Origin of the sequence: Streptomyces sp. NBC_01454, assembly GCF_036227565.1 — a bacterium.
GTDB lineage: Bacteria > Actinomycetota > Actinomycetes > Streptomycetales > Streptomycetaceae > Streptomyces.
Genome location: NZ_CP109460.1, coordinates 7689805 through 7709846 on the forward strand (window position 1 = coordinate 7689805; position 20042 = coordinate 7709846).

At 75.6% G+C, this 20042-nt stretch carries 1 protein-coding gene; it reads left to right on the forward strand.

The window, feature by feature from the left end:
- Window positions 1–7: 7 nt before the first annotated feature.
- A complete protein-coding gene (locus OIU81_RS33930) occupies window positions 8–20014 on the forward strand; it encodes a non-ribosomal peptide synthase/polyketide synthase (protein ID WP_329154013.1) in 20007 nt (6668 codons plus the stop codon).
- Window positions 20015–20042 lie beyond the last annotated feature (28 nt).

A 20042-nucleotide genomic window follows, 5' to 3' on the forward strand; every position in this document is an offset into this window, starting at 1 on the left:
CGACCCCATGACGTCTTCGAAGAAGGGCCGCGCCGCGGCCCTGCCGCAGGAACTGCAGGACGCGCTGCGCCGCCGCCTGGCCGGCAAGGGCGCACCGGCGGCCACCAAGGCCCGGGACGCCATCCCGCGGGCGGACCGCTCCGAGCCGCTGCCGCTCTCCTTCGCCCAGCAGCGGCTGTGGTTCCTCGACCAGCTCCGCCCCGGCGACTGCCGCTACAACAGCGCGGTCGCGCTGCGGCTGACCGGCGGCCTGGACCGGGCCGCGCTGTCCGGCGCGCTGGACGGCGTACTGGAGCGCCACGAGGCGCTGCGGACCACGTTCGACGACATCGACGGCCGGCCCGTGCAGACCGTGCACCCGGCCGCCCCGGTGCCGCTGCCGGTACGCGACCTGACGGAGCGTCAGGAAGAGGTTCCCGGGGGCGACGGCGCCGGGCCGCTGGACGCGCTGCTGCAAGCGGAATACTCCCGCCCGTTCGACCTGCGCACCGGACCGCTGCTGCGGGCCCTGCTGGTGCGCCTGGCCGACGAGGAGCACGTCCTGCTGCTCACCGCGCACCACATCGTCACCGACGGCTGGTCCATGGGGGTGCTGCTGGACGAACTGTGCACGTCCTACGACGCGCTGGCGCACGGCGAGACGCCCGCGCTCGCGCCGGTGGCGACCCAGTACCCGGACTTCGCCGTCTGGCAGCGCGGCCGGCTGACCGGCGCCCTGCCGGCCGAGCAGCTGTCCTACTGGACCAAGCAGCTGGACCAGGCCGCGCCGCTGGAGCTGCCCCTCGACCGTCCCCGCAGCGGCGCGGAGTCCGGCAGCGGCGCGATCCACGAGTTCCGTGTCCCGCCGCGGACCGCGGCCCGGCTGCGGCAGCTGGCCACCGAGCAGCACACCACCCTGTTCACCGCGCTGATCGCGGCCTGCCAGGCGCTCTTCGCCCGCTGGTCGGGGCAGGACGACATCGCCGTCGGGTCGCTGACCCCCGGCCGCGGCCGCACCGAACTGGAGCGCGCGGTCGGCTTCTTCGTCAACACCGTCGTGCTGCGCTGCCCCGTCGACACCGCACGCCCCTACCGTGAGCTGCTGGACACCGCCGCCGGCACCGTCCTGGACGCCTTCGCCCACGACGACACCCCCTTCGAACGGCTGGTGGAGGCCGTGGGGGCGGTACGTCAGGCGGGCCGCAACCCGCTCTTCGACGTCATGGTGCTGCTGCACCCCGCCCCGCCCGCGGCCCCTGGCCTGCGGGGGCTGACCGCCGAGAACGTCACCGTGCCGCGGCAGGCCGCCACCTTCGACCTGAGCGTCGAGTTCGTCCCCGACGGCGAGGCGCTCACCGGCCTGCTGGAGTACCGGACCGATCTGTTCGACGCCTCGACGGCGGCGCGGATGGCGGAGCAACTGCTGCTCCTGCTCGACGGCGTGGCCGCCGAACCGGACCGCCCGCTGGGCGAGCTGTCCCTGCTCTCGCCGCGCGAGCGGCAGCGGCTGACCACCGAGTGGAACGACACCGCGCTGCCCGTCACCCCCACCACCTACCCCCAGGTGTTCGAGGCGCGGACGGCCGCCACCCCCGACGCGACGGCACTGGTCGCCGGGGACACCACGCTCGACTACGCCGCGCTCAACGCCCGCGCCAACCGGCTGGCCCACCACCTCATCGACCGCGGCGCGGGCCCCGAACAGCTCGTCGCGCTGCGGCTGCCGCGCACCGCCGACATGGTCGTGGCGATCCTCGCCGTCCTCAAGTCCGGCGCCGGATACCTGCCGGTCGACCCCGAACTCCCCGCCGAGCGGCTGGACTTCCTGCTCGCGGACGCCCGGCCGCTGCTGGTGCTCGACGAGGCGGCGCTGCGCGAGGTGCCCGCCTCGGCGCCCGCGACCGACCCCACCGACGCCGACCGCCGCGCCCCGCTGCTGCCCGGCCACACCGCCTACGTCCTCTACACCTCCGGCTCCACCGGCCGCCCCAAGGGCGTCGCCGTGGCCCACCGGTCCCTGATGAACCTGCTCGCCGGGCACCGCGAGGGCTTCGTCGCCGCGGCGGGCGGCGGCCCGCTGCGGGTCGCCCTGACCGCGTCGTTCTCCTTCGACACCTCGCTGGAGGGCGTGCTGCTGATGGCGGACGGCCACCGGCTGCACCTGGTCGACGAGGCGACCCGGCTCGACCCGGCCGCCCTGGTCGAGTACGTCGTCGCCCACCGCATCGACTTCCTCGACCTGACCCCCTCCTATCTGCGCCAGCTGCTGCCGGCCGGGCTGCTCACCGACGCCCGCCACCACCCCCGGCTGCTGATGCTGGGCGGCGAGGCGGTCGGCTCCGCGCTCTGGCGGGAGCTGGGCGCGCTGCCCGACGTCGCCGCGTACAACTTCTACGGGCCCACCGAGTGCACCGTCGACGCGCTGGCCTGCCGCATCGACGGCACCGGACGGCCCCTGGTGGGCCGGCCGCTGGCCAATGTCCGCGCCCATGTCCTCGACCACCGGCTCCAGCCGGTGCCGCCCGGCGTCGGCGGGGAGCTCTACCTCGCGGGCGACCAGCTCGCGCGCGGCTACCTCCACCGCCCGGGCCTGACGGCCGCCCGCTTCGTGGCGGACCCGTACGGTCCCCCCGGCAGCCGGATGTACCGCACCGGCGACCTCGCCCGCTGGACCGCCGACGGACGGCTCGACTACCTCGGCCGCGCCGACGACCAGGTCAAGATCCGCGGCTTCCGCATCGAACCCGGCGAGATCGAGGCGGCCCTGCTGGCCCTGCCGGCCGTCGCCGAGGCGGCCGTCGTCGCCGTCGACGACGCGCACGGCCACGCGCGGCTCGCCGCCTATGTGACCCCCGCCGCCCAGGACGGGCCGCCCGACGCCGCCGAGCTGCGGGCCGCCCTCCAGCGCGCGCTGCCCGGCCACATGGTGCCCGCCGCCTTCGTCGTCCTCGACGTCCTGCCGCTGAACAGCAGCGGCAAGCTGGACCGCCGCGCACTGCCCGCCCCCGACCTCGACGCGGCCCCCCGCGCACAGGAGTTCGTGGCCCCGCGCACCCCCGCCGAACGGACCCTGGCCGGGATCTGGTCCGCGGTGCTGGGCCTTGAGCGGGTGGGCGTCGGCGACAACTTCTTCGAGCTGGGCGGCGATTCGATCCTCAGCATCCAGGCGGTCTCCCGGGCCCGCGCCGCCGGCCTGCACCTGACCTCCCGGGACGTCTTCCAGCACCAGACCGTCGCCGAACTGGCCGCGGCCGTGGACCGGCGCAGCGCCCCGCTGCCCGCGCCCCGGCAGCCCGAGGACGCCGGGCCGGCCCCGCTCACCCCCATCCAGGAGTGGTTCTTCGCCACCCATGGACCGCTGCGGCACTTCACCATGTCGCTGCTGCTCGACCTGCCCCGCGACCTCGACCGGGACGCCCTGGAGCGGGCCCTGCACGCCGTGACCGCCCACCATCCGGCGCTGCACACCCGGTTCGTCCGCACCGGCGACACCTGGCAGCAGCACCCCGGCGCGCCCGTCGCCCCCGGCCTGCTGACCCGGCACGACCTGTCCGGGACCACCGGCGCCGCCCGGGACGCCGCGCGCACCGCGGCCGCCGACGCCGCCCGCGAGGCCCTCGACCTCGCCACCGGCACGCTGCTGCGCGCCGCGCTGTTCCTGCCCGACCCCGGCGACCGGCCACAGCTCTTCCTGACGGCCCATCACCTCGCCGTGGACAGCGTCTCCTGGCGCATCCTGCTCACCGACCTGGAGCGCGCCTACCACCAGGCGGCCGCCGGCGAGCCGGTGGTGCCGGAGCCCGCCACCACCCCGTTCACCACCTGGGCCACCGCCCTCTCCCGCCACGTCAAGGACGGCTTGCTGGACGGCGACCTGGCGTACTGGCAGGCCGAGACCGGGGCGGCGCGCACCCCGCTGCCGGCCGACCGCCCCGGCACCCCGCTGGCCGGATCGGTCCGCACCGTCCGCACCCGCCTCGACCGCGACACCACCGAGGCGCTGCTGCGCCGGGTGCCCGGCGTGTACCGGACCCAGATCAACGATGTGCTGCTCAGCGCGGTGGGCCGGGTGCTCGCCGACTGGGCGGGCACCGACCGGGTCACCGTGGCCCTGGAGGGGCACGGGCGCGAGGACCTCCACGACACCGACGAGGCGGCCGCCGCGGCCGGCGACGGCGCCGACCTGTCCCGGACCGTCGGCTGGTTCACCACTCAGTACCCCGTGACGCTCACCCCGGCCGGCCCGTCGCACGAGCCGGACTGGGGCGCCACGCTCAAGGCGGTCAAGGAAGCGCTGCGCGCCGTCCCCCGGCGCGGTCTCGGCTACGAGGCGCTCGCCCGCCTGGGCTCACCCGACCCGGCCGCCCGCGCCCTGCGCGAGGTGCCGCTGCCTCAGGTCTGCTTCAACTACCACGGCCAGTGGGAGAGCGCGGACGGCGGCGACTTCACCCCCGCCGGCGAGGTCCCCGGGCGCGACCTGGCCGCCGATGAGGTCCTCGACCACCTGCTGGACGTCTCGGCCGTGGTGGCCGACGGCGCCTTGGAACTCACCTGGCACTACAGCGACCAGGTGCACGACGCGAGCACGGTGGGGAACCTGGCGGACGGCACGGTCCGCGCCCTGACCGCGCTCGCCGCCCACTGCGCCCGGCCGGACGCCGGCGGCCGCACCCCCTCCGACTTCCCGCTGGCCCGCCTCGACCAGGCCGGTGTGGACCGGCTGGCCGGCGACGGGCGCGGCATCGAGGACCTCTACCCGCTGACCCCGCTCCAGGAGGGCATGCTCTTCCACCGCCTGGTGGGCGGCGCGGACGACGTCTACCTCGACCAGGCCTCCCTGCTGCTGGACGGGGTGGCCGACCCGCGGGCGTTCGCCCTGGCCTGGCAGCGGGTGGCCGACCGGACGCCGGTGCTGCGCACCTCGGTCGTCTGGGAGGGCGTGCCCGTACCGCTGCAAGTGGTGCACCGCCGCGCGACCGTGCCCGTCGTCCACGTCGACCTGCGCGCGGCGGACGCGGAGCGGCAGAGCGCCGAACTCGCCCGGCTCCAGGCCGAGGACCTGGCACGCGGCCTGGACCTCGGCACACCCCCGCTGATGCGGCTCACCCTGATCCAGCTGAGCGGCGGGGCGCTGCGGCTGCTGTGGACCTCGCACCATCTGATCCTGGACGGCTGGAGCCTGGCCCAGGTGCTGACCGAGGTCTGCGAGGAGTACGCCGCGCTCGTCGCCGGCCGCGAACCGGCGCCGCCCGTCCGCCGTCCCTTCGGCGACTACGTCCGCTGGCTGGCCGGCGCCGACGGCCGCGAGGCCGAGGAGCACTGGCGCGCCGTCCTCGCCGGCTTCGCCACCCCGACGCCGCTGCCCTGCGACCGCCCGCCCCGCGAAGCCCACCGGGCCCGCTCCGCCGAGGTGCTGGCGGTGAGCCTGTCCGCCGAGCGCTCCACGGAGCTGCTGCACACCGCGCGGCGCGGCGGACTGACCCTCAACACGGTGGTCCAGGGTGCCTGGGCGCTGTTGCTGGCCCGCTACAGCGGGGAGCCGGACGTGGTGTTCGGCACCACCGTCTCCGGCCGTCCGGACACCCTGCCCGGCGTCGAGTCGATGGTGGGGATGTTCATCAACACCCTGCCCACCCGGGTACGGGTCGACGGGCGGCGCACCGCCACCGCCTGGCTGCGCGAGCTCCAGGATGCCCAGTCCGAGTCCCGGCGCTTCGAGGCCGTCTCGCTGGCGCAGCTCACCTCGTTCAGCGACGTACCGGCCGGCACCGCCCTGTTCGACAGCATGGTCGCCTTCGAGAACTACCCCTTCGACGAGGCCCGGACGTCCGGCGCCGGGGTGCGCCTCGCGCAGGTCACCTCCCGGGACGCGACCAACTTCCCGCTGGTGCTGCGCGCCCACCACAGCGACCGTCTCGGCTTCGACCTCGCCTACGACCCCGACCTCTTCGACGCCGCCACCGTCCGTACGCTCGCCGACCGGCTGTGCCTGCTGCTCGCGGAACTGGCCGCCGACGCGGACCGCCCGCTGCGCGACCTGGCGTGGACGACCGCCGGGGAACGCCGGCGGATGCTGGTCGACTGGAACGGCAGCGAGCACGGCCGGCCCGCGGCGACCCTGGTGGACCTCTTCGAGGCGCAGGCCGCCCGTACCCCCGACGCCACCGCCGTGACCTGCGCGGGCGCCGCTCTGTCCTACGCCGAACTCGACGCGCGGGCGGGCCGGCTGGCCCACCGGCTGGCCGAGTACGGAGCCGGCCCCGAGCGCTTCGTGGCGCTCGCCCTGCCCCGCTCGGCGGAGCTGCTCGTGGCGATCGTGGCGGTGCTGAAGACCGGCGCCGCCTACCTCCCCGTCGACCCCGAGCTGCCCGCCGGCCGCATCGCCCACCTGCTCACCGACGCCGACCCGGCCCTGCTGGTGACCACCACCGCCGTCACCGGCCGGCTCACCGCCACCACCGCACCCCGGCTGCTGCTCGACGACCCCGCGGTCCGCGACGACCTGGCCCGGCGCCCCGCCACCGGCCCGCAAACGGCCCGCCGCCCGCTGCCGGAGACCCCCGCCTACGTCATCTACACCTCGGGCTCCACCGGCCTGCCCAAGGGCGTGGTCGTCCCGCACGCCAACGTGGTGCGGCTGTTCTCCCGCACCCGCCACTGGTTCGGCTTCGACGAGCACGACGTGTGGACGCTCTTCCACTCCTACGCCTTCGACTTCTCCGTCTGGGAGATCTGGGGCGCGCTGCTGCACGGCGGCCGGCTCGTCGTCGTCCCGCACGACACCGCGCGGGCCCCCGAGGAGTTCCTGCGCCTGCTGGCGGACGAACGGGTCACGGTGCTCAACCAGACGCCCTCCGCGTTCTACCCCCTGATGCGCGCGGACGCCGAACACCCCGCCACCGGCGCGCGCCTGGCCCTGCGCACGGTGATCTTCGGCGGCGAGGCACTGGACCTGGCCCGGCTGACCGACTGGTACGCGCGCCACCCCGACACCGCACCCGCCCTGGTCAACATGTACGGCATCACCGAGACCACCGTGCATGTCTCCTACGCCCCGCTCGACCGCGCCACCGTGACCGGAGCCACCGCCAGCGCCATCGGCTCCGGCATCCCCGACCTGCGCGTCCACGTCCTGGACGGCGACCTCGCCCCGGTGCCGCACGGCGCCGTCGGCGAGTTGTACGTCGCGGGGGAGGGACTGGCCCGCGGCTATCTGCACCGCCCGGGCCTGACCGCCGCGCGGTTCGTCGCCAACCCCTTCGGCCCGCCCGGCACCCGGATGTACCGCACCGGTGACCGCGCGCGGTGGCGGCCCGACGGCACCCTGGAGTACCTCGGCCGCGCCGACCAGCAGGTCAAGATCCGCGGCTTCCGCATCGAACTGGGCGAGATCGAGGCCGCGTTGCACGCCCACCCCGGCATCGGCGCTGCCGTGGTCGGCGTCCGCGAAGACACCCCCGGCGTGCGGCGGCTGGTCGCCCACGTCGTGGGCACCGGCCAGGACGCCCCGCCGCCCGCCGCCGCACTCCGTGCCCACCTGGAGCGCACCCTCCCGTCGCACATGGTGCCGGCCGCCTATGTCGCCCTGGACGCGCTGCCGCTGACCGTCAACGGCAAGCTCGACCGCCGGGCGCTGCCCGCCCCCGGCCGCGACGGCTACGCCGCCGGCGAGGACCGCACCGCCCCGCGCACCGAGGCCGAGCGCCTGGTCGCCCGGGTGTGGGCCGAGGTCCTGGAGGCCGGGGAGGTGGGTACGGAGGACAACTTCTTCGCGCTGGGCGGCGACTCGATCCTCGCCATCCGTGTCACCTCCCGGCTGCGCGCCGCCCTCGGCGCCGAGGTCTCGCCCCGCCTGCTGTTCACCCACCCCACCGTGGCCGCGCTCGCCGCCGCCCTGCCCGGCCCGGCAGAGGGCCGCACGGCGCCGGCCGCCGCGATTGCGGCGGCCGACCGCGCCGCCGCGGTGCCGCTGTCGTACGCCCAGCAGCGCCTGTGGTTCCTGGACCGCTTCGAGCCGGACAGCACCGAGTACCTGACCTTCTTCGTCCTGCGGCTGCGCGGCCACCTCGACGAGGCCGCCCTGCGCACCGCCCTGGACGCCCTGGTGGCCCGGCACGAACCCCTGCGCACCACCTTCGCCGCACAGGACGGCCGCGCCCACCAGCAGGTGCACGCCCCCGCCCCGGTGGACCTGCCGCGGCACGACCTGTCGGCCACCCCGCCGCAGGCCCGCGGCGCCGCGCTCGACGAGCTGCTGGCACATGAGGGCGCCACCCCCTTCGACCTGGGAACCGGGCCGCTGCTGCGCACCCGGCTGATCCGCCTCGCCGACGACGAGCACGTGCTGACCCTGGCCATGCACCACATCGTCACCGACGGCTGGTCCACCGCCGTGCTGGGCCGGGACCTGGGCGAGCTGTACGCGGCGGCCCTGGACGACCGCCGCCCCGACCTGCCCCCGCTGCCCGTCCAGTACGCCGACTACGCGGTCTGGCAGCGCGCGCGCACCGCCGAGGCCGAGGAGCAACTCGCCTACTGGACCACGCAGTTGGCCGAGGTGACCCCGCTGGAACTGCCGACCGACCGGCCGCGGCCCGCGGTGCGCACCAAGAACGGCGCGCTGCTGGAGTTCTCGCTGCCCGCCGGGCTGACCGAGCGCCTGCGGGAGACGGGCCGCCGCGCCGACGCCACCCTGTACATGACGCTGCTCGCGGCCTGCAAGGTCCTCCTCGCCCGCTGGGCCGGCCAGGAGGACATCGCGGTCGGCACCGTGGCCTCCGGACGGGAACGCCCCGAACTGGAGCACCTGGCCGGGATGTTCGTGAACACCCTGGTGCTGCGCAGCCGGGTACCCGCGGACCGTCCGTTCAGCGCACTGCTCGCGGACGTGCGCGGCACCGTGCTGGACGCCTTCGCCCACCAGGACGTGCCCTTCGAACGGCTCGTGGACGTCCTCCAGCCGGAGCGCGACACCAGCCGCACCCCCCTCTTCCAGGTCATGGTGGCGCTGCACAACCTGGGCGGCGAGGCGCCGCGGCTGCCCGGCCTCGACGTCGAGACGATCCAGCCGCCGGTCCGCAACGCCACCTTCGACCTCGGCTTCGACTTCGTCGAGCGCGACGGCGGCCTCACCGCCTTCGTGGAGTACAACACCGACCTCTTCGACGCCGCCACCGTCGAGCGGGTGGCCGGCCGGCTCCGGCTGCTGCTGGAGGCGGTCGCGGACGACCCCGGACGGACGGTGGGCGCACTGCCGCTGCAGTCCGACGCGGAGCGCCGGCAGGTGCTTCAGGAGTGGCAGGGCGAGCCGCTGCCCGTACCGGACACCACGTTCACCGCGCTGTTCGAGGACCGGGCCGCCCGTACCCCGCACGCCACGGCCCTGGTGGCACGGGACGCCACCCTCGACTTCGCCACCCTGAACACCCGCGCCAACCGGCTGGCCCACCACCTCATCGGCCTCGGCGTCGGCCCGGAGCGGGTGGTCGCCGTCCGGCTGCCGCGTACCTCGGACATGCTGGTGGCCCTCCTCGCCGTCCTCAAGGCGGGCGGCACCCAGCTGTCCATCGACCCGGACCTGCCCGAGGAGCGCCTCGCGTTCCTGCTCGCCGACGCCGCGCCGCAGACCGTCCTGACGCCCGGCACGCTGCGCGAGGCCCCCCTGGACGGGCTGCCCACCCACAACCCCACCGACGCCGACCGCCTCTCGCCGCTGTGCGGCGCCCATACCGCGTACCTCAACTACACCTCCGGCTCCACCGGCAGGCCCAAGGGCGTCGCCGTCGAACACCGCCAGCTGGTCAACCTCTGCCACGACCATCAGGCCGGGCTCGTGGCACCGCACGCCACCGGCGGACGGCAGCTGCGCTTCGCGCTCAGCGCCGCCTTCTCCTTCGACACCTCGTGGGAGGGCCCGCTGCTGCTGGCGCTGGGCCAGCAGGTCCACCTCATCGACGAGGACGTCCGCCTGGACCCGGCCGCGTTCGTCGCGCAGGTCGCCGCGCACCGCCTGGACTGCGTCAATGTGACCCCGTCCTTCCTGCACGAGCTGATGGCCGCCGGACTGTTCACCGGCGGGGGCCACCGCCCCCGCGTCGTCATGGTGGGCGGCGAGGCCGTCGGCACGCCGCTGTGGCGGGAGCTGCGGGAGACCGCCGGCGTCACCGCGTACAACGTCTACGGCCCCACCGAGTGCACCGTCGACGCCGTCTACGGCCGCTTCACCGACCACGACGAGCGCCCCGTCATCGGCCGGCCGGGCCGCAACCTGCGCGCCTATGTGCTCGACGGGCTGCTGCGGCCGGTGCCGGCCGGGGTGCCCGGCGAGCTGTACCTCGCCGGCGCCCAGGTCACCCGCGGCTACCTGGGGCGGCCCGGGCTCACCGCCGGCCGCTTCCTCGCCGACCCGTTCGGCCCGCCCGGCACCCGGATGTACCGCACCGGCGACCGCGCCCGCCACGACGCCCGCGGGCTGCTGGAGTTCCTGGGGCGCACCGACGAGCAGGTCAAGATCCGGGGCTTCCGCATCGAGCCCGGCGAGATCGAGGCGGCCCTCCTGGCCCACCCCGAGGTCACCGACACCGTGGTGGTGGCGCGGGAACACGACGGCCGGGCACGGCTGGTGGCCTACGTGGTCCCCGCCGGGGAGCGGACACCCCCGGCCGAGGAGCTGCGCGTCCATCTGCGCCGCAGCCTGCCCGACTACATGGTCCCCGCGGCGTTCGTCGCGCTGGAGCGGGTACCGCGGACCAGCAGCGGCAAGACCGACCGGCGCGCCCTGCCCGAGCCCCCGGCCCAGCCGGACACCGCGACCTGCCACGTGGCCCCGCGCAACGACACCGAGAGCTGCCTCGCCGGCATCTGGGCGGAGGTGCTCGGCATCCCCCGCGTCGGAGTCGAGGACAACTTCTTCGCCCTGGGCGGCGACTCGATCCTCAGCATCCAGATCGTCTCCCGGGCCCGCCGGGCCGGACTCGCCCTCACCTCCAAGGACGTCTTCCGCCACCAGACCATCGCGGAACTCGCCCTGCGCACCGGCTCCGTGACCCCGCCGCCCGACGGGGCCGCCCCGGCCCCCACCGGGCCGGCCCCGCTCACCCCCATCCAGCACTGGTACCTCGACGGCCGCCGCCCCGGCGACGCGCTGCGCTTCACCATGACCCACCGGCTCGAACTGGCCCCCGACTGCGCGGAGGCGGCGCTGCGGCAGGCCACCGACGCCCTGGTGGCCCACCACGAGGCACTGCGCACCCGCTTCAGCCGCACCGGCGGCGCCTGGCACCAGGAGGTGCTGCCCGCCGCCCCCGGCGAGGTCTTCGCCCGTCACGACCTGACCGGACTCGACGAGCCGGCCCAGGAGGAGGCCGCCCAGCGCGCGGCCGCCGCCGCCCAGGTCTCCCTCGACGTCACCGAGGGCCGGGTCGTACAGGTCCTGTACTTCGACCGCGGCCCCGGCCGTGCCGCACAACTCCTGCTCACCGTCCACCACTTGACGGTCGACGGGGTGTCCTGGCGCATCCTGCTGGGCGATTTGGAGACCGCCTACCGCAACGCCGCCGCCGGGCGGCCGGCCGGTCTGCCCCCGGCGAGCAGCGGCTACGGGCACTGGGCGGCCCGCCTCACGCGGCACACCCGCTCCGGCGCCCTCGACGGCGACCTGGCGTACTGGACCGGCACCTGCGCGGCCCCCGCCGGCCTCCCCACCGACCGGGAGGGCGGCAACACCCACGGCGAGGCCGCCACGCTCACCGTGAGCCTGGGCCGCGCCGAGACCGACGCCCTGCTGCGCCGGGTCCCGGACGTCTACCGCACCCAGGTCAACGACATCCTGCTGAGCGCCCTCGGCCGCACCCTGGCCCGCTGGAGCGGCCGGGACACCGTGCTCCTCGGCGTCGAGGGCCACGGCCGCGAGGACCTCTTCGACGACCTGGACCTGTCGCGCACCGTCGGCTGGTTCACCGCCGAATTCCCGCTCGCCCTGACCGTCGCCCCGGACGCCGACTGGCGCGAGACCGTACGGTCCGTCAAGGAACAGCTGCGCGCCGTACCGCTGAAGGGCCTGAGCTACGGCGCGCTGCGCCACCTCGTCGGCACCCTGCCCGACGCGCCGTCCCCGCAGATCGGCTTCAACTACCACGGCCAGTGGGACATCTCCGCCGGCGACGGGCCGGCCGGCGACGGACTCTTCCGCGCCGCCCTGCCGCCCGCCGGAGCGGACACCGACCCCGGCGAGGAGCGCACCTACCTGCTCGACGTGACGGGCGTCGTCCAGGACGGCCGGCTCGAACTCGGCTGGACCTACCCGCCCGCACGCTACGACGAGTCCACCGTGCGCCGCCTCGCCGAGGACACCCTCGCCGCGCTCGCCGAGATCGTCGCGCACTGCGCCCGGCCGGACACCGGCGGGCGCACCCCGTCCGACTTCCCGCTCGCCGGGCTCGACCAGCGCCAGGTGGACCTGGTCGCGGGCGACGGGCGGGACGTGGCGGACATCCACCCGCTCACCCCGCTGCAGGCCGGCATGCTCTTCCACGGGCTGGTCGACGACGCGGGTGCCTACTTCGACCAGGTCGCCCTGCGGATCGCCGGGGTCGCCGACCCGCAGGCGTTCGCCGCGGCCTGGCAGAGAGTCGCCGACCACACCCCGGCGCTGCGCAGCAGCGTCCACTGGCAGGGCCTGCCCGACCCGGTGCAGGTCGTGCACCGGCACGCCGTCCTGCCCGTCACCCACCACGACTGGCGGACCCTGACCCCCGACGGCCGCGACCGCGCGCTCGAGGAACTGCTCGCCGAGGACCGGGCGGCCGGCCTGGACGTGACCCGCGCACCGCTGACCCGGATCGCGGTGGCGGCACTGCCCGGCGACGAGATCGTGCTGGTGTGGTCCTCGCACCACCTGATGCTCGACGGCTGGAGCACCGGACAGCTCTTCGCCGACGTGTGCACGCAGTACGCGGCGGCCGTCGAGGGCCGCACCGTCCGGCCGCCGGCCCGCCGCCCGTTCCGGGACTTCCTGCAGTGGCTGGCCGCGCAGGACCAGGAGGAGGCCGAGCGGCACTGGACGGACACCCTCGCCGGGTTCACCGCCCGCACCCCGCTGCCCTATGACCGACAGCCCGTCGAGGCGCACCGTGCCCGCTCGGGCGCCCTGGTGCACCTGGAGCTCACCCCCGAGGTCTCCGAGCGGCTGCGCGCGACGGCCCGGCGCAGCGGACTGACCGTCAACACGGTGGTCCAGGGCGCCTGGGCGCTGCTGCTGGCCCGCTACAGCGGCCGCCAGGACGTCGTGTTCGGCACCACGGTCTCCGGCCGCCCGGCCGAACTGCCGGGCGTGGAGGCCATGGTCGGCATGTTCATCAACACCGTCCCGACCCGTGCCCTGATCGACGGGACCCAGGGCGTCCTGCCTTGGCTGCGCGATCTTCAGGAGCAGCAGAGCGACTCGCGGCGCTTCGACTTCGTCTCGCTCGCCCGCATCCAGTCCCTCGGCGAACTCCCCCCGGGCGAGGCGCTGTTCGACAGCATGGTGGTCTTCGAGAACTACCCCTTCGACGAGGCGGCCGCCACCGGCGCGGGCATCCGCATCCAGGACGTGCGCGCCGAGGACGCCACCACCTTCCCGCTGTGCCTGCGCGCCTACCTCGCCGACCGCCTCGGCTTCGACCTCGCCTACGACGGGGCGCTGTTCGACCGGGCGAACGTGGAGCGGGCCGCCGACCGCCTGGAGACCCTGCTGACCGCGGTCGCCGACGGCACCGACCGGTCCCTGGACGACCTCGACCTGCTCACCGACGCCGACCGCGCGGTACTGCGCCGGTGGAACACCCCCGCGCGCCACGTCCCGGGCGGCTCGCCCGTGGACCGGTTCGCCGCACAGGTGCGCCGCACCCCGGACGCGCCCGCGCTCACCGACCACGACGGCACAGAGCTGACCTACCATCAGCTCGCCGACTGGTCGGACCGGGTGGCCCACCGGCTGCTGGCCGGCGGCCTGGCCGCCGAGGACCGGGTCGCCCTGCTCATGGACCGCTCGGCCGCGCTCGTGGTAGCCCAGCTCGCCGTGCTCAAGGCGGGCGGCGCCTACCTGCCCGTGGACGGCCGGGCCCCCGCGGAACGCCGCCGGATGCTGCTCGACCAGGCGGGGGTGACGGCACGGCTCACCGCCGAGGACGTCACCGCCGCACGCACCGACGCCCCGTCCGGGGAGCCGGCGCTGCCGCCCGCCGACCCGGACCGGCTGGCGTACGTGATGTTCACCTCCGGGTCGACCGGCACCCCCAAGCCGGTCGGGGTGCGCCACCGCGACGTGGCGGCGCTCGCCACCGACAGCCGGTTCGCCGGTCCCGGCTTCGCCCGGGTGCTGCTCCACTCGCCGGTGGCCTTCGACGCCGCCACCTTCGAGGTCTGGGCGCCGCTGCTGAACGGCGGCCGGATCGTGGTCGCACCGCCCGGACCGGTGGACGCCTCGCTCCTGCGGCGGCTGGCCGCCGGGGGAGAGCTGACGGCGTTGTGGCTGACGGCCGGGCTGTTCCGGCTGCTGTCCCAGGACGCGCCGGACTGCTTCGCGGGGCTGCGCCAGGTGTGGACCGGCGGCGACGTGGTCCCGGCCGCCGCCGTGCGCCGGGTGCTGTCCGCCTGCCCCGGTCTGACCGTGGTGGACGGCTACGGCCCGACCGAGACCACGACCTTCGCGACGTCCTTCGCCATGACCGACGCCGCCGCGGTCCCCGCCGCGGTACCCATCGGCCACCCGCTGGACGACATGCGCGTCCACGTCCTCGACCCCCGGATGCGCCCGGTCCCGCCGGGCACCGCGGGCGAACTCTTCCTGGCCGGCGAGGGCGTGGCCCGCGGCTACCTCGGCCGCCCCGGAGCCACCGCGGACCGCTTCGTCGCGGATCCGTCCGGACCCCCCGGCGCCCGGATGTACCGCACCGGGGACCTCGCCCGCCGACGGCCCGACGGCACCGTGGAGTTCCTCGGCCGCGCCGACGACCAGGTCAAGATCCGCGGCTTCCGCGTCGAGCCCGGCGAGGTCGAGGCGGCGCTCGCCGCCCACCCGGGCGTCGCGGACGTCGCCGTCGTGGCCCGCGAGGACCGGCCCGGAGCCCGGCACCTGGTCGCCTACGTGGTCGGCCACGACGGGCTCGACCCCCTGGAGCTGCGCGGCCACGCCCGCGACACCCTGCCCGACTACCTCGTCCCGACGGCGTTCGTACCCCTGGCGGCGCTGCCGCTGAGCACCAACGGCAAGGTGGACCGCTCGGCGCTGCCCGCCCCGGCCGACGCCACGGACCGGCCGGAGCCGGTCGCCCCGCGCACCGAGGCCGAACGCCGCACCGCCGAGGTCTGGGCCGAGGTCCTCGGCCTGGCACGGGTCGGGGTGGAGGACGACTTCTTCGCGCTGGGCGGCGACTCCATCCTGAGCATCCGGCTCACCTCCCGGCTGACGGAGACGTTCGGCACCGAGCTGACCCCGCGGGCGGTGTTCACCCATCCCACCCCGGCCGCCCTCGCCGCGCTGCTCACCGCGGGGGACACGCCCGCCGAGGACGGCGGCGCCCTCCTCCCCGTGGACCGGAACACCCCGCTGCCGCTGTCCTTCGCCCAGCAACGCCTGTGGTTCCTCGACGCGTTCACCCCGGAGAGCACCGAGTACCTCACCCCGCTCGCCCTGCGGCTGCGCGGCCGGCTCGACACCACCGCGCTCGCCACCGCCCTGACGGCGCTGGCGGCCCGGCACGAGTCGCTGCGGACCACCTTCGACAGCGTGGAAGGCCAGGGCGTCCAGATCGTCCATGCGCCGTCGGAGGTCCCCCTGCCGCTGCACGACCTGACCGCACTGCCCGCCGCCGGCCGCCCGGTCGCGCTGGAGCGACTGCTGGCCGAGGAGCGCACCCGCCCCTTCGACCTGCGCTCCGGCCCCCTGCTGCGCGCCGGACTGGTCCGGCTCGCCGACGACCACCACGTCCTGACCCTGACGCTCCATCACATCATCACCGACGGCTGGTCGACCGGCGTCCTCACCGGCGACCTCTCCCACCTCTACCGGGCCGCGCTGCACGGCACACCGGCCGCGCTGCCCCCGCTGCCGGTGCAGTACGCCGATGTCGCACACTGGCAGCGGACCGCACGCACCGGCCCGGCGGCCGACAACCAACTGCACTACTGGAAGGAGCGGTTGAGCGGGGCCGAGCCCCTCCAGCTGCCCGCCGACCGGCCGCGCCCGGCCGTGCAGAGCAGAAACGGCGCGACCACGGGCCTCGTGCTGCCGCCGGAGACGGCCGAGCGGCTGCGGGAGTTCGGCCGGTCCCGGCGGACCACCCTGTTCATGACGCTTCTCGCCGCGGCCCAGACGCTCTTCGCGCGGCTGTCCGGACAGCAGGACATCGCGGTCGGCACCGTGACCTCGGGCCGCGATCGCGCCGAGACCCAGCGGCTGATCGGCTTCTTCGTCAACACCCTGGTCCTGCGCTCGACGGTCGACCCCGCACAGGACTTCCCCGCGTTCCTCGCGGACGTCCGCACCACCGTGCTGGACGCCTTCGCGCACCAGGACGTGCCGTTCGAGCGGGTGGTGGACGAGGTCCAGCCCGCCCGCGACACCAGCCGCACCCCGCTCTTCCAGGCCATGGTGGTGCTCCAGAACGCGCCCGGCGACGAGATGGACCTGCCCGGCCTCCAGGTGAGCGACATCGAAGCGGACCGCGATGACGCCGCTTTCGACCTCACCCTGGAATTCGCCGAAACGGACTCCGGCGCCCTCCACGGCCTGCTCACCTACAACACCGACCTCTTCGACCCCGACACCGCCCGGCGGATGGCCGACCAGCTCACCACCCTGCTGACCGGCATCGCCGACGACCCCCACCGCCCGCTCGGCGCCCTGCCCCTGGCACCCGCCGACGCACTGCGGCGCCTGCTCACCGACCGGCAGGGCGCCGTGCGCCCGGTGCCCCCGGCCACCCTGCCCGAGCTGTTCCAGCGGCAGGCCGACCGGACCCCCGACGCGGTGGCGCTCGTACAGGGCGCACGCGAGCTGACCTTCGCCGAGGTGGAGAGCGCGGCCAACCGGCTGGCCCACCGGCTGATCGCCCAAGGCGTCGGCCCCGAGCGCCTGGTGGCCCTGGCACTGCCCCGCTCGGCGGAGATGACCGTGGCACAGCTGGCCGTGGCGAAGGCCGGCGGCGCGTTCCTGCCCGTGGACCCGGCCTACCCGGCCGAGCGGCGGGACTTCATGGTCCGCGACTCCGCGGCAGCCATCGTCCTCGACGACCCGGAGGCCGTCTGGAGCGCCGACGGCCCGGATGCGGCACCCACCGACCGGGACCGCCGCGCGCCGCTGCGGACCGGCCACCCCGCCTACGTCATCTACACCTCCGGCTCGACCGGCACCCCCAAGGCGGTGGTCGTCACCCACGCCGGACTGGCCGGCTTCGTCTCGGCCGCCGCGGCCCGCTACGACGTACAACCCGGCGACCGCGTCCTGCAGTTCGCCTCGCCCAGCTTCGACGCCTCCTTCCTGGAGCTGAGCATCTCCCTGCTCGCGGGGGCGACGCTGATCGCGGGGGAGGAGGGGCCGCTGCTCGGCGAACGCCTCGCCGGGGTGCTCGCCGAGCGCCGCATCACCCACACCCTGATCCCGCCCGCGGCACTGGCCACCGTGCCGCCCGGGACCGCCGACGCCCTGCCGGAGCTGCGCACCCTGATCGTCGGCGCCGAGGCCTGCCCCGCCGATCTGGTGGAGCGCTGGGCCCCGGGCCGCCGCATGATCAACTCCTACGGCCCCACCGAGGCCACCGTGGTCGCCACCTGGACCGGCCCGCTGGCCCCGGAGGCCGGCGCGCCGCCCATCGGCCGCCCCGTCGACAACACCCGGGCCTACGTCCTGGACGCCGCCCTGCGCCCCGTACCGGTCGGGGTGACCGGTGAGCTGTACGTGGCCGGCGCCGGACTCGCCCGCGGCTACCTGGCCCGCCCGGGGCTCACCGCGGCCCGCTTCGTCGCCGACCCGTTCGCCGCCCCGGGCAGCCGGATGTACCGCACCGGCGACCTGGTGCGCTGGGGCGCCGACGGCGAACTGCGCTACGCCGGACGCGCCGACGACCAGGTCAAGGTGCGCGGCTTCCGCATCGAGCCCGGCGAGATCGAGAGCGCGCTGCGGCGCAGCCCACAGGTGCGCGACGCCGTGGTCGCCGTCCGCGCCACCGGCCCGGCCGGCCCCGGACGTCTGGTCGCCTATGTCGTCCCGGCCGCCGGGACGGCGGAGCCGCTGCCCGTCCCCGCGCTGCGCGACTTCCTGGCCGCGAGCCTCCCGCCGCACATGGTGCCGTCGGTGTTCGTCCCGCTGGCCGCACTCCCGCTCACCCCCAACGGAAAGACCGACCGCCGCGCCCTTCCCGACCCCGAGCCGGTGTCCGGCTCCACCGCCACCCATGTCGCCCCGCGCACCGACACCGAACGCCGGATCGCCCAGATCTGGGCCGATGTCCTCGGCCTCGACACGGTGGGGGCCGACGACAACTTCTTCGACCTCGGCGGCGACTCGATCCTCAGCATGCAGGTGGTCTCCCGGCTGCGCCGGGCCGGACTGCACCTGGCCACCAAGGACCTGTTCACCCACCAGACGGTGGCCACGCTGGCGACCGTCGTCACCACCGAACCCGAGCGCTCCGACCACGGCCCGGTGACCGGCGACCTGCCGCTCACCCCCATCCAGGACTGGTTCTTCGCCACCCCCCGGGCCAACCCCCACCACTTCAACCAGTCGGTGCTCCTCGAACTCGACGGCGCACCCGACATCCCGGCCCTGGAGACCGCCCTGGCCGCGCTCCTGACCCACCATGACGCGCTGCGGATGCGCTTCACCGAGGACGGTGGCCGCCGGCGCCAGCACAACCCGCCGCCGACCACCGACCCGCGCGTACTGACCCGCCACGACCTGACCGGCCTGCCGCCCGAGGCGGCCGACGCGGCCATGGAGAAGGCCGCCGACGACCTCCACGCGGGCTTCGACATCGCCCGGGGCCCCCTGCTGCGGGCGGCACTCTTCACCGGCGGTCCGGACCGCCCCGCCTTCCTGTTCCTGGTGGCCCACCACCTGGTCATCGACGGCGTGTCCTGGCGCATCCTCCAGGACGACCTGGAGACCGCCTACCAGCAGGCCGTACAGGGCAAGGCCGTGTCCCTCGGCGAGCGCACGACCGCATTCCGGGACTGGGCGCGGGGCCTCGCCGCCTACGTCGCCGAAGGGGGCCTGGACCACGAACTGCCGTACTGGCAGGACGCGGTGGCCCCCGCCCCCCTCCCGGTCGATCACGCCGGTGCCGCGCCCGCCGCACAGGCCCGCACGGTGACCGTGACGCTGGACGAGGCGGACACCACCGCCCTGCTGCGCGCGGCCCCCACCGCCTACCGCACCCGCATCAACGACGTCCTGCTGGCCGCGCTCGCCCTGGCCCTGGCCCGCTGGACCGGCCGCGACCGGGTTTGCGTGGACCTGGAAGGACACGGCCGTGAGGACCTCCTGGAGGGGGTCGACCTCTCCCGCACGGTCGGCTGGTTCACCACCGTCTACCCGGTCGGCCTCCAGGTGTCCGACCGCGACGACCTCGGTCCGTCCCGGGACTGGCGCGCCCTGGTCAAGTCGGTCCGGCGGCAGCTGCGCGCCGTCCCCGGCAACGGCCTCGGTTTCGGCGCGCTGCGCACCCGCGGCCCCGCCGAGGTGCGCGAGCGCCTCGCACGCACCGGCCGCGGGCAGGTCGTGTTCAACTACCTGGGCCAGTGGGACGCCCGGCCGGGCGGGTCCGGCGGCGGACTCGTCCGCGCCGAGCACGGCTCCTTCGGCCAGGACCACGACCCGCGCGACGGCGGCTCCCATCTGCTGGAGGCGGTCGGCGCGGTGCAGGACGGCCGGCTCGCCTTCACCTGGCACTACCGCCCCGGCGTCCACGACGAGGCGACCGTGGGGGCGGTCGCCGGGGACTTCGCCGAAGCGCTCCGCCAGATCGCCCGGCACGCCCGGGACAGCGTGTGACCCCGGGGGAGACCGGCGTTGGCCGCCC